This window comes from Dietzia sp. CQ4 (genome assembly GCF_014145125.1).
Taxonomy (GTDB): domain Bacteria; phylum Actinomycetota; class Actinomycetes; order Mycobacteriales; family Mycobacteriaceae; genus Dietzia; species Dietzia natronolimnaea.
The window spans coordinates 1-12,059 of the sequence record NZ_JAALDZ010000240.1; the positions used below are offsets into that span (position 1 = coordinate 1).

The 12,059-nt window shown below is 71.4% G+C and carries 9 protein-coding genes; 1 reads left to right on the top strand and 8 read right to left on the bottom strand.

Annotated elements, in window-relative coordinates; genetic code table 11:
• The 8 genes from G6031_RS13395 to G6031_RS13430 form a co-directional block, all read right to left on the bottom strand.
• A partial coding sequence (locus G6031_RS13395; protein WP_182653528.1) for an Rne/Rng family ribonuclease occupies window positions 1–2,938 on the bottom strand: 2,938 nt, incomplete at its 3' end.
• A 351-nt stretch (window positions 2,939–3,289) separates the two neighbouring features.
• A complete protein-coding gene (gene ndk / locus G6031_RS13400; protein WP_182616664.1) occupies window positions 3,290–3,700 on the bottom strand; it encodes a nucleoside-diphosphate kinase in 411 nt (136 codons plus the stop codon).
• Between the two features lie 30 nt (window positions 3,701–3,730).
• On the bottom strand, window positions 3,731–4,147 hold the full coding sequence (locus G6031_RS13405) for a DUF4233 domain-containing protein (protein ID WP_179524931.1): 417 nt from the start codon (window positions 4,145–4,147) through the stop codon (window positions 3,731–3,733).
• Window positions 4,144–5,736 carry a folylpolyglutamate synthase/dihydrofolate synthase family protein gene (locus G6031_RS13410; protein WP_182638858.1) on the bottom strand — a complete coding sequence of 531 codons (1,593 nt, stop codon included), beginning with the start codon at window positions 5,734–5,736 and terminating at the stop codon, window positions 4,144–4,146. Before G6031_RS13410 ends, G6031_RS13405 begins: the two co-directional genes overlap by 4 nt.
• Complete coding sequence (locus tag G6031_RS13415) at window positions 5,736–8,444, bottom strand: valine--tRNA ligase (protein WP_182638860.1); 2,709 nt, start codon at window positions 8,442–8,444, stop codon at window positions 5,736–5,738. The genes G6031_RS13410 and G6031_RS13415 overlap by 1 nt, the downstream gene beginning before the upstream one ends.
• Window positions 8,445–8,508: 64 nt before the next feature.
• Window positions 8,509–9,501 carry a malate dehydrogenase gene (locus G6031_RS13420; RefSeq protein WP_182638862.1) on the bottom strand — a complete coding sequence of 331 codons (993 nt, stop codon included), beginning with the start codon at window positions 9,499–9,501 and terminating at the stop codon, window positions 8,509–8,511.
• Between the two features lie 159 nt (window positions 9,502–9,660).
• A complete protein-coding gene (locus G6031_RS13425) occupies window positions 9,661–10,290 on the bottom strand; it encodes a 3-oxoacid CoA-transferase subunit B (RefSeq protein WP_182638864.1) in 630 nt (209 codons plus the stop codon).
• Window positions 10,287–11,054 carry a CoA transferase subunit A gene (locus G6031_RS13430; protein WP_179524926.1) on the bottom strand — a complete coding sequence of 256 codons (768 nt, stop codon included), beginning with the start codon at window positions 11,052–11,054 and terminating at the stop codon, window positions 10,287–10,289. The genes G6031_RS13425 and G6031_RS13430 overlap by 4 nt, the downstream gene beginning before the upstream one ends.
• A gap of 126 nt (window positions 11,055–11,180) precedes the next feature.
• Here G6031_RS13430 and pcaD point away from each other — a divergent pair, with 126 nt between their 5' ends.
• The gene (gene pcaD, locus G6031_RS13435) at window positions 11,181–11,963 is read left to right on the top strand and encodes a 3-oxoadipate enol-lactonase (RefSeq protein WP_182653529.1); all 783 of its coding nucleotides are present in this window, start codon (window positions 11,181–11,183) and stop codon (window positions 11,961–11,963) included.
• The last annotated feature ends 96 nt before the right edge of the window (window positions 11,964–12,059 follow it).

A 12,059-nucleotide genomic window follows, 5' to 3' on the forward strand; every position in this document is an offset into this window, starting at 1 on the left:
CCTGACGGGCGATCGCGAGCGCGGCGGGGTGCGCGGCCGGCGCGGGCCCGTCCTTCCTGGGCGCCTGCCTGGGCGCGGACGACGAGGAGGCCTGGGAGTCGGACTGATCCGAGTCCGATCCCTTGCCGCCGCGCTTGCGGCCGCGGCGGGAGCCGGGCTCGTCGGCGTTGTGCGACTCGGTGTGGACGGGGTCGGCGTGCACGATCAGGCCACGGCCCTGGCAGTGCTCGCAGGGCGTGGAGAACGCCTCGACGAGACCCGTGCCCAGCTTCTTGCGGGTGAGCTGGACCAGCCCCAGCGAGGTGACCTCGGAGACCTGGTGACGGGTGCGGTCGCGCCCCAGTGCCTCGGTGAGCCGCCGCAGCACGAGGTCGCGGTTGGCCTCGAGCACCATGTCGATGAAGTCGATGATCACCATCCCGCCCACGTCGCGCAGGCGCAGCTGGCGGACGATCTCCTCGGCCGCCTCGAGGTTGTTCTTGGTGACGGTCTCCTCGAGGTTGCCACCCGAGCCGGTGTACTTGCCGGTGTTGACGTCGATGACCGTCATGGCCTCGGTGCGGTCGATCACGAGCGAGCCACCGGAGGGCAGCCACACCTTGCGGTCGAGCGCCTTGGCCAGTTGCTCGTCCACGCGGTGGGTGGCAAACACGTCGACGTCGGGGTTGTCGTACCGCTCGAGCCGCTCGGTCATCTCCGGTGCGACCCTCGAGACGTAGTCGTGCACGGTGTCCCACGAGGTGTCGCCCTGGATCACCAGCGACGAGAAGTCCTCGTTGAACAGGTCTCGCACCACCTTGACCAGCAGGTCGGGCTCCTCGTACAGGGCGATCGGTGTGCCGGCACCCGCGGAGGTCCGCTTCGCGGAGGCCTCGGCGATCTCGGTCCACTGGGCGGCCAGTCGTTCGACGTCCCGGCCGATCTCCTCCTCGCTGACCCCCTCTGCCGCGGTCCGGATGATCACGCCCGAGCCCTCGGGGACGACGTCCTTGAGGATCGCCTTGAGTCGACGCCGCTCGGTGTCGGGGAGCTTGCGGGAGATGCCGGTGGAGTTGCCGTCGGGCACGTACACCAGGAACCGACCGGCCAGCGAGATCTGCGTGGTCAGGCGGGCGCCCTTCTGGCCGATGGGATCCTTGGTGACCTGCACCAGGACCATGTCGCCGGGCCTGAGCGCCTGTTCGATCCGCCGGGCCTTACCGCCGAGTCCGGCGGCCTCCCAGTTGACCTCACCGGCGTACAGGACGCCGTTGCGACCGCGGCCGATGTCGACGAACGCGGCCTCCATGCTCGGGAGCACGTTCTGGACGCGGCCGAGGTAGACGTTGCCCACCATGGAGCGCGCGGACTCGGTGGTGACGAAGTGCTCCACCAGCACCTTGTCCTCCAGCACGCCGACCTGGGTCATGATCCCCTTGCCGTCGCCGCGCCTCTTCTCCCGGACCACCATCACGCGGTCGACGGACTCGCGACGGGCGAGGAACTCGGACTCGGAGAGGATGGGCTGGCGGCGGCGCCCGGCATCGCGTCCGTCGCGGCGGCGCTGGCGCTTGGCCTCGAGCCGGGTCGAACCGCTGATGCCCTGGACCTCGTCGTTCGACGAGCCCGAACCGGAGGCCTGTCCCCCACGCGCCGGTCGACGCCGCGGTTCGCGCTGCTCCTGGGCGTCCGTGTCGGTGGAGTCGTCGCCGGAGGCCTGGGTGTCGTCGTTGCCCGAACCCCCTCCACGACGACGACGCCGGCGACGCCGACGCGAGCCGGACGGTGACCCGTCGGAGTCGTCCGAGTCGTCATCCGAGGAGTCGTCCCCCGATCCGGACCGCCCCTCGGCGCGATCGGACGAGTCGGTGTCGGGACGGGAGTCGTCTCCGCCGGAGCCCCCGCCGCCGGACTCGTCCCGGTCGTCCCGGTCGTCGGCGGCGTCGGACCCCTCCGGATCCCCGTCGGCCCGGTCGGTCTCGTTGTTCTGCTCGTCGATGTTCTCGCCACGTCCACGGCCGCGGCCACGACGGCCACGCCGGCGGCGACGCCCACCGCCGTCGCCGGTGTCGGTGACGTCGGAGGCCTCCGTGGGGTCGGTGGCCTCCGTGGAGTCGGTGGCGGCGTCGGAGCGCCCCCGGGTCCGCGAGTCATCCGTGGGCCCGGTGTCAGCAGCGTCGGTCCGGGCTCTGTCGGTCCGGGCTCTGTCGGTCCGGGTGCTGTCGGTCCGGGCGCTGTCGGACGCCGCGGACCTCGTGCGCGCCGGGCGCTCCCGCTCGGCCTTGGCAGCGGCCTCATCCGGAGAGAGGAACAGAGGGGAGAACGAGGGTGTCGCGGTGGACCGGCGACGGTTCCCGGACTCCGCCGCGCCCACCTCACCGGTGACGATCGACATCTCCGGCAGGGGTCGACGCACGGGCGCCTGCGTCCCGGACTTCTTCTCGGTGGTGGGCTCTGCGGTGGCATCCGGCGCCGTCTTCCCCGCCGCGGCCTTGCGCGCCTTCTTGGCGGGGGCCTTGTCGGCGGGGGCCTTCCGGGCGGGCTTCTCGGTCTCCGCCGTCTCGGCGGGGCCCTTCTCCGCGCGGCCCTTCTCCGCGGGGTCCTTGTCCGCGGGGGCCTTGTCCGCGGGGGCCTTCTCGGCCGCCGCCTTCCTGGCGGGCGCCTTCTTGGCGGGAGCCTTCTCGGCCCGTGCCGCGCGGGCGGGCTTCTCCACCGGGGCGTCCTCGGTGGCGGTGGCCGCCTCGGACGTCGTGGCCCCGCCGTCCCCGCGGCTGGCGAACCACGTGAGCAGCACCTCGCGCGTCACCCCGGACTGGGCGCTCCTGACCTCCACGCCGATGCCGGCCATGGCGGCCAGGAACTCCTTGCTGGTCATCCCCACGGCCTTGGCGGCCGCGTGCGCGCGCATCTTCTCCGGAAGCGCGTTGAGATCGTCGATGGTCAGGTTCGAATCCGACACGTGTCTCCTCTGGCCGGACTCCGGGCGCGATCACGTCACCGGAGTGCTCCGGTGACCCACGCCGCCGCACGGGGTCGGCATTTCTCTCTGGGCCCCACCTCGGGTGGGGCTATGTCTTGTGGTCCGCGATCCCGGTGTGATCCGGGCCGCGGAGGGCGGGCGCCCGATCCGGGGCGAACTGGAGGTCCGCTCGCCAAGAATGTGGGCTTCGGCCATTGTCCCACACACGCCGACGATCCGTCGCCGCGCGGGCGAGGTGAGACGACGAACGCGCCCGTCGGTCCGGGGACCGACGGGCGCGTCCGGTGCGATCACCGGTGATGAACCGGGATCGTTGGTGATGAGGTCAGATCAGAGTCCGGGGAACCACAGTTCGATCTCACGTGCCGCGGATTCCTCGGAATCCGACCCGTGGACGAGGTTGAACTGGGTCTCCAGCCCGTAGTCCCCGCGAATGGACCCGGGGGCGGCCTTCTCCACCGGGTCGGTCCCGCCGGCGAGCTGTCGCCACGCGGCGATCGCGCGCGGACCCTCCACGACACCGGCCACGACCGGCCCGGAGGTGATGAACTCGAGCAGGTCGCCGTAGAACGGACGCTCGGCGTGCTCGGCGTAGTGCGCGGCCGCGGTCTCCTGTGGCACCCGGCGCATGTCCATGGCCACGAGCCGGAGGCCCTTGGCCTCGATTCGCGCGAGAATGGTGCCGGTCAGGCCTCGCTGGACGCCATCGGGCTTGATGAGGAAGAAAGTTCTCTCGGTCACGGCCGCAATGCTACAAGTACCCGGGACCCGTCAGTCGTGCTGGCTGGGCAGGTACCCGCCCGCCATCCGCCGGGAGAGGTCCCGCCGCAGATAGAGGATGTACGCCCACACCGCCGCGAACATCAGGCCGCACACGCCCATCGACCAGTGCACGGCCCACCCCGCCACCGCCAGCCCGGCGAGGGTGAGGTTCAGCGGGATCGCCCAGGGACGCCGCTGCAGTCCACTGGCCACGACCATCGCCACGGCGAGCAGGCTGACGAACCACACCTTCCAGGGCTGGAAGTGCTCTCCGTCGTCGACCCTCGCGATCACCGTGAGCACCAGGCCGATCACGATCGCCTCGAGGATCAGGGTCCCGGCCATGATCCCCCGAAGTCCCTTCCACGGATCCACCGAGGGTTCGTGGGCGGTGGCCGCCGGATCGACGGAACCGGTGTCGGTCACTGTGCGTCCTTTCCGAACAGGCTGCGGGCGGCCCCCGCGGTCAACACCGATCCCGTCACGAGTACGCCGACCCCGGAGACGTCGTCGTCGGCGGTCGGGTCGGGGACCCCCACCAGGTCCAGCGCGGCGCTGATCGCATCGGGCAGGGTGTCCACCACGTGGACCCGCTGGGCGGTGAACCGGTCCTCGGCGACCCTCGCGAGGTCCTCGAGCGCCATCGCGCGCGGCGACCCGGTCCTGGTGACGACGACCTCGTCGACCACCGGCTCGATGGCCGCGAGGAAGGCGTCGGCGTCCTTGCCGTCCAGCATCGCGACCACGGCGACGAGACGTCGGAAGTCGAATTCGGAGGTCACCGCCTCGGCGAGTGCGCGCCCGCCGTGACCGTTGTGCGCGGCGTCCACCAGCACCGTCGGGCTCGAGCTGAGGCGCTCGAGCCGGCCGGGGTTGTCCACGGCGGCGAATCCGGCGCGGATGAGCTCGGGGTCCAGCGACCGGTCGGGGCCCGCCCCGAAGAACGCCTCGACGGCGGCCAGGGCGGTGGCGGCGTTCTCGGCCTGGTGCTCGCCGAACAGAGGGAGGAACACCTCCGGGTACTCGCCTCCGAGACCACGCAGGGTGAGCTGCTGTCCGCCCACCGCCAGGCGGCGCTCGACCACGTCGAACTCCGAGCCGAGACGTGCCACCACCGCGCCCACCTCGACCGCGCGACGCAGCAGCACCTCCATCGCCTCGGGCTCCTGGCGACCGATCACGGCGACCGGGTCCCTCGGCAGCAGGTCATCCTCTGCTCCGGGCTGGATGATCCCCGCCTTCTCCCCCGCGATGGTCGCCAGGTCGTCCCCGAGGTAGTCGGTGTGGTCCAGACCGACAGGGGTGACGACGGCGACGGCCGGCCTCACCACGTTGGTGGCGTCCCAGGTCCCGCCCATCCCGGTCTCCACCACGGCCACGTCCACCGGGGCGTCGGCGAAGGCCGCGAAGGCCATCGCGGTGAGCACCTCGAAGTAGCTCATCCGGGGTCCACCACCGGCCTCGGACCGCTGGTCCACCAGTTCCAGGTACGGCTGCAGTTCGCGGTAGGTGTCCACGAACAGGCGTGCCGGGACGGGCTCGCCGTCCAGGGCGATGCGCTCGGTGACGGTCTGCAGGTGCGGGCTGGTGTTGCGCCCGGTGCGCTGGTGCAGTGCCCGAAGGAGGGCGTCGATCATCCGGGTGACCGAGGTCTTGCCGTTGGTCCCCGCCACGTGGACGACCGGGTAGGCGTGCTGCGGATCCCCGAGGACGCCGGTGAGCTCCGCGATCCGGTCCAGGCTCGGTTCGAGGCGGGTCTCCGGCCACCGGGTGGCCAGTTCCTCCTCGACCGCCGCGAGCTCTGCGGTGTCGGCCTGCCACTCGGGGCTGCCGACCTCCGGGATCGGTCGCGGCTCCTGGTGGTCCTCGCCGTCCTCGTCACCGGGCAGCGGCCCGCCGAGGGAGACCCCGGAGACCAGGCCCTCCTCGCCGAGCATCTCGGCGACGTCCTCCTCCGTGGGGGTGTCCCAGCCCTCGTCCGGGTCGTGGGGCTCGAGCCACCGATGACCCGCCATCAGGCGGTGCTCCCGGCCGGGAGGCCCTCGAGTCGGGCGGAGATCCGGCTGACCTCGGTCTCGGCGAGATCCCGGCGCGCGCGGATCTTGTCCACCACGTGGTCGGGGGCCTTGCCGAGGAACGCCTCGTTGCCCAGCTTGGCGCCGGTGGTCTCCAGCTCCTTGCGCGCGGCCGCGAGGTCCTTCTCCAGGCGGCGACGCTCGGCGGCCAGGTCGATGGTGCCGGAGGTATCGATCTCGACCCCCACCGTGGACAGCCCCAGCCGGACCTCGAGCGAGGCGGTGGCGGTGAAGTCGTCCCCGGCCGGGGTGATCCGCGCGAGCGAGGCCACCTGGTCGAGCAGGTCGGCGGGCAGATCCGCCGCGTCGACCCCGGTGACGCGCGCGGGCACCCGCTGGCCGGGCTTGAGTCCCTGGTCGGAGCGGAAGCGGCGGATCTCGGTGACGAGGGTCTGGGCGTCGGCCACGCGGCGCACGGACTCCGCGGCCCCCTCTGCCGGGGCCACGTCGGAGGGCCAGTCCGCGACCACCACGGAGTCGCGTCCGGTCAGGGCCGTCCACAGCACCTCGGTGACGAACGGGATGACGGGGTGCAGCATCCGCAGCACCACGTCCAGCACGTGTCCCAGCACGAGCCGCGTGTGCTCGGCGCGCTCGGAGCCGCGCGCCTCGTCGTCGTTCCCGAACTGGACCTTGGCCAGCTCCAGGTACCAGTCACACACCTCGTCCCACGCGAAGTGGTACAGGGCCTCGCAGGCCTTGGAGAACTCGTAGCGGTCCAGGGCGTCGTCGACCGACACGCGCACCTCGCCGAGGCGCCGGAGGATCCACCGGTCGGCGTCGGTGAGCGCGGACGCGTCCGGGAGCTCGCCCACCTTCGCGCCGTTCATCAGCGCGAACCGCGTGGCGTTGAACAGCTTGGTGGCGAAGTTGCGCGAGGCCTGGGCGGCGTCGTCACCCACGGACAGGTCGCCGCCGGGGTTGGCGCCCCGGGCCAGGGTGAAGCGCAGGGCGTCGGCGCCGAAGCGGTCGACCCAGTCGAGCGGGTCGATGCCGTTTCCCCTGGACTTGGACATCTTCTGGCCGTGCTCGTCGCGGACGAGCCCGTGGAGGAACACGTCGGTGAACGGGACCTTCCCCGGGGCGGAGGTGTCACCCGTCAGGGTGCGACCCACGAAGGTGCCGAACATCATCATCCGGGCCACCCAGAAGAACAGGATGTCGTACCCGGTGACCAGCACGGACGTGGGGTAGAACCGCTCGATGTCGGTGGTCCGGTCGGGCCAGCCCATGGTCGAGAACGGCCACAGCCCGGAGGAGAACCACGTGTCGAGCACGTCCGTGTCCTGCGTGTACCCGGCGGGCGGCTCCTCGCCCACGCCCACACAGACCACCTCGCCGTCCGGCCCGTACCAGATGGGGATGCGGTGGCCCCACCACAGCTGGCGGGAGATGCACCAGTCGTGCATGTCGTCGACCCAGTCGAACCAGCGCGGTTCCTGGCTCTTCGGGTGGATCACCGTGTCGCCGTCGCGCACGGCGTCGCCGGCCATCCTGGCCAGCTCCTCGACCCTGACCCACCACTGCAGGGACAGCCGGGGCTCGATCGGCTCGCCAGATCGCTCCGAGTGTCCGACGGAGTGCAGGTACGGGCGCACCTCCTTGACGATCCGGCCCTCGGCGGCGAGGTCCTCGCGGATCACCCTTCGCGCCTCGAACCGGTCCATCCCGTCGTAGCGTGTCCCCGTGTCGGCGATGCGGCCGGCCGCGTCCATGATCGTGGGCATCTCCAGCCCGTGGCGCTGGCCGATCGCGAAGTCGTTGGGGTCGTGCGCGGGCGTGACCTTGACGGCCCCCGTCCCGAACTCGGGGTCCACGTGGTCGTCCGCCACGACGCGCATGGTCCAGCCCTCACGGAACGGGTGCTCGATCTCGGTGCCCACGAGGTGGGCGTACCGCGGGTCCTCCGGGTGCACGGCGATCGCCGTGTCGCCCAGCATCGTCTCGAGCCGGGTCGTGGCCACCACCAGGTGCGGCTGCGAGTCGTCCATCGAGCCGTAGCGGAAGCTCACCAACTCGCCCTCGACATCCGCGTACTTGACCTCGATGTCCGAGATCGCGGTCTGGAGTGTGGGCGACCAGTTGACCAGCCGCTCGGCGCGGTAGATCAGCCCCTGGTCGTAGAGCTCCTTGAAGATGGTCTGCACCGCGCGGGACAGTCCCTCGTCGAGGGTGAACCGTTCACGCGACCAGTCGACTCCGTCGCCGAGGCGGCGCATCTGCTCGCCGATGGTCCCGCCGGACTCACGCTTCCACTCCCAGACCTTCTGGATGAACGCCTCTCGCCCGATCTCGTGGCGGTCGATCCCCTCGGCGCGGAGCTTGCGGTCCACGAGGGTCTGGGTGGCGATCCCGGCGTGATCCATTCCGGGAAGCCAGAGGACCTCGAACCCCTGCATGCGCTTGCGCCGCGTGAGCACGTCCATGAGCGTGTGGTCGAGCGCGTGGCCCATGTGCAGGCTGCCCGTGACATTCGGCGGAGGCAGCACCACCGAGTACGCGGGCTTGTCGCTGGAGGGGTCCGCCTCGAAGTAGCCGGCGTCGACCCAGCGTCGGTACAGCTCGGACTCGACCTCGCCGGGGTTCCAGGAGGCGGGGAGCAAATCCGCGCGGTCGGTCTCGGGGCCGGGGGTCGCTGCAGTCGTCACCCGACCATCGTAGGCCGTCCGCGCCGGGACCCCACACACGCCGCCGGAGGCCCCGCCCCCGGGGTCAGTCGGTCAGGCCGAGGGCGTGCACGGCGTCGCGCTCGGAGATCAACTCGGCCACCGAGGCGTCGATGCGGGCGCGCTGGAAATCGTCGATCTCCAGACCCTCGACGACCTCCCATTCCCCGCCGTGACTGCGGCAGGGCAGGCCGGTGACCACCCCCGGGACCGTGTCGTACTGCCCGTCGGAGGGCAGCGCGACCGTGGTCCAGCTCTCCCCCGGTGTGCCGTGGACCCAGTCACGCATCTGATCGACGGCGGCCCCGGCCGCGGAGGCGGCCGACGACGAGCCCCGCACGGCGATGATCTCGGATCCCCGGTTCGCGACCCGCGGGATGAAGGTGTCGGCCAGCCAGTCCCGCCCGAGCCCGGCGGTCACGGGCTCACCGGCTCGGGTGAGATAGGAGACGTCCGGGAACTGGGTGGCCGAGTGGTTCCCCCACACCACGACCCCGTCGAGTTCGGCGACGGGGGCGCCCAGGCGGGTGGCGAGCTGGCTCAACGCCCGGTTGTGGTCGAGCCGCATGAGGGCGGTGAACCGACCGGCCGGGACGTCCGGGGCGTGCCTGTGCGCGATGTAGGCGTTGGTGTTGGCGGGGTTGCCCACCACCACGACGCGGATGTCGTCCGCGGCGCCGGCGTTGATCGAGCGTCCCTGGTCGCGGAAGATGGCACCGTTCGCGCTCAACAGGTCGGAGCGCTCCATGCCCTTGCCCCGCGGCATGGCCCCGACGAGGAACGCGGCGTTGGCGCCGTCGAACGCCGCGGTCGCGTCGTCGGTGATCTCGATCGAGTCGACCAGCGGCAGAGCGCAGTCCTCGATCTCCATCGCCACGCCCTCGGCGGCCGTGACGGCCGACGGGATGTCCAGCAGTCGGAGGCGGACCGGGGTGTCGGGGCCGTAGACCAGACCGGACGCCAGCCGGAAGAGCAAGGAGTAGGCGATCTTTCCGGCGGCACCGGTGACGGTGACGGTGACCGGGGCGGTGGAGCTCATGCGCGGGGACCTTCCTCTGGCGACGACGGGGTCGGTCCCCACAGTAGTGAGGAACCGGCACCCTGTTGACCGCGCGAGCCGCCGTACACCCGTTGTTCGCCCCGGGGCCGATCGGTGGTGTGCCGACCGGGCGGAGGGGCGGTCGGGCGGGAGGTCGCGCTAGGTGTGGACGTCGGCGCCCGTCTTGGCGCGGATCTCCTCGATCGTGACGCCCGGGGCCGGTTCGACGAGTCGGAACCCCTCCGGGCAAATGTCGAGGACGCACAGGTCGGTGACGACCCGCTGGACGCATCCGCGCCCGGTGTACGGCAGGGAGTTCTCCGCCAGGAGTTTGGCCTCGCCCGTGCGGGTGACGTGGTCCATCATCACGACCACCCGGCCGGCGCCGTGGACCAGGTCCATGGCCCCGCCCATGCCTTTGACCATGGCGCCGGGGATCATCCAGTTGGACAGGTCACCGGTCTGTGAGACCTGCATGGCGCCGAGCACGGCCACGTCGACCGTTCCGCCCCGGATCATGGCGAACGACGCCGACGACGAGAAGAACGCCGCCCCGGCAGCCGCGGTGATCGTCTCCTTGCCCGCGTTGATCATCTCCGGGTCGAGCTGTTCGGGCGTCGGGTAGGGGCCCACGCCGAGGATCCCGTTCTCCGAATGGAGAGTGACGTGGACGCCCGTCGGTAGGTGGTCCGGGATCAGTGTCGGCATTCCGATCCCCAGGTTGACGTACTGCCCGTCGACGAAATCGGTGGCGATGCGTGCCGCCATCTGCTCGTGTGTCCAGCTCATGACCTGTCCTCTCCCCTGCTGCTGAGCTTCTCGATCTCCACGCCGGTCTCCTGGCGTCCGACCTCGACGAGCCGCTGGACAAAGATGCCGGGGAGATGGACGTCCGCCGGGTCGATCTCGCCGGCCGCGACGATCTCCTCGGCCTGGACGATCGTGATGCGGCCGGCCATCGCGACGTCCGGGTTGAAGTTCCGGGCGGTGCCGCGGAACTGCAGGTTGCCCGCCGTGTCCGCCCGATGGGCGTGGACGAGCGCGAAATCCGTGACGATCGCGCGCTCCAGGACGTACGGGGTCCCGTCGAACTCTCGGACCTCTTTGGGCTCGGAGGCCACGGCGACTCCCCCGTCGCCGTCATAGCGCAGCGGCAGTCCGCCCTCGGCGACCATCGTCCCGACGCCCGCCGGCGTGTAGAAGGCCGGGATGCCCGCCCCACCGGATCGCATCCGCTCGGCGAGCGTGCCCTGCGGCGTCAGCTCCACCTCGAGCTCCCCGCTCAGGTACTGCCTGGCGAACTCCTTGTTGGCCCCCACGTAGGAGGCCGTGGTGCGGGTGATGCGGCGGGCCTCCAGGAGCGTGCCGAGGCCGAAGCCGTCCGTGCCGCAGTTGTTGCTCACGGTCTGCAGATCGGTGGCGCCCTGTTCCAGGAGTGCGTCGATCAGGACGGCGGGGATGCCGACCAGACCGAAACCCCCCACGGCGAGGGAGGCGCCGTCCGGGATGTCCGCGACCGCGGCGGCGGCCGACGAGAAGATTTTGTTGGTCATGTCACACATCGTAGGACCTGTTCGCCTGTTGCACAACTGTTCGTCTTACGTACACTTCCAGCGTATCGTGGTTCACGTCACCCGCACCAGAACTGACCCGCCGCTCCCCAGGAAAGGACCCATCCCATGCCCGCCACCCTGTCTCACCAGGTCAGCGGCCCGCCCTCAGCGGATGCCCCTGCCGTAGTACTGCTCGGATCCCTCGGTTCGGACCGGTCGATGTGGGACGCCCAGGTGCGCGATCTGGCCCGCGACCACGTGGTGATCGCCGTCGACCACCGAGGGCACGGGAACTCAGACGTCATTCCGGGGCCGTGCACGATCGCCGACCTCTCCGGCGACGTCCTCGCCCTGCTCGACACCCTCGGCGAGGGTCACGTCCACGTGGTCGGGCTCTCCCTGGGCGGCGCCGTGGCCCAGTGGCTCGCGGTCCACGAGCCCACCAGGGTCCGGTCCGCTGCCCTGCTGTGCACGGCTGCGAGGTTCGGCGAGCCCTCCGGATGGGCGGACCGCGCGGCCGCGGTCCGCGAGGGTGGCACCGCGGCCGTCGCCGACGCGGTGGTGGCGCGGTGGATCACCCCCGGACGCGCCCAGGAGGATCCCTCCCTGGTGGCCGGTCTCCGAAGGATGATCCTGGCGACCAGCGCCGAGGGGTACGCCGCCGCGTGCGATGCCCTGTCGGTCTGGGACGGCCGCGCCGACCTCGGCCGGATCACCTGCCCCACCCTCGTGGTGGCCGGAGACGAGGACCCCTCCACACCACCCGAGGTGCTGCGCGAGCTCGCGGAGGGCATCCCGGGGGCCGAGTTCGTCACCCTGTCCCCCGCCGCCCACGTACCCACAGTGGAGATGCCCGAGCGCGTCTCCGGGGTCCTGCGCGCACACCTGACCTCGGCCGGGCCCGCGTGACCGCGGAGGACGGCGAGCACGCCGCCGACGAGGCCCGTCCCGGGTCCGGGTCCGCGGCTGGGTCCGGGTCCGGGTCCGGGTCCGGGTCCGGGTCCG

Bases quoted from the DNA above. Each gene is read 5' to 3' on its own strand.
- G6031_RS13410 (WP_182638858.1), bottom strand. From the start codon at position 5,736: ATGGCGGGTCATCGGTGGCTCGAGCCCCACGACCCGGACGAGGGCTGG.
- G6031_RS13420 (WP_182638862.1), bottom strand. From the start codon at position 9,501: ATGAGCTCCACCGCCCCGGTCACCGTCACCGTCACCGGTGCCGCCGGA.
- G6031_RS13425 (WP_182638864.1), bottom strand. From the start codon at position 10,290: ATGAGCTGGACACACGAGCAGATGGCGGCACGCATCGCCACCGATTTC.
- G6031_RS13430 (WP_179524926.1), bottom strand. From the start codon at position 11,054: ATGACCAACAAAATCTTCTCGTCGGCCGCCGCCGCGGTCGCGGACATC.
- pcaD (WP_182653529.1), top strand. From the start codon at position 11,181: ATGCCCGCCACCCTGTCTCACCAGGTCAGCGGCCCGCCCTCAGCGGAT.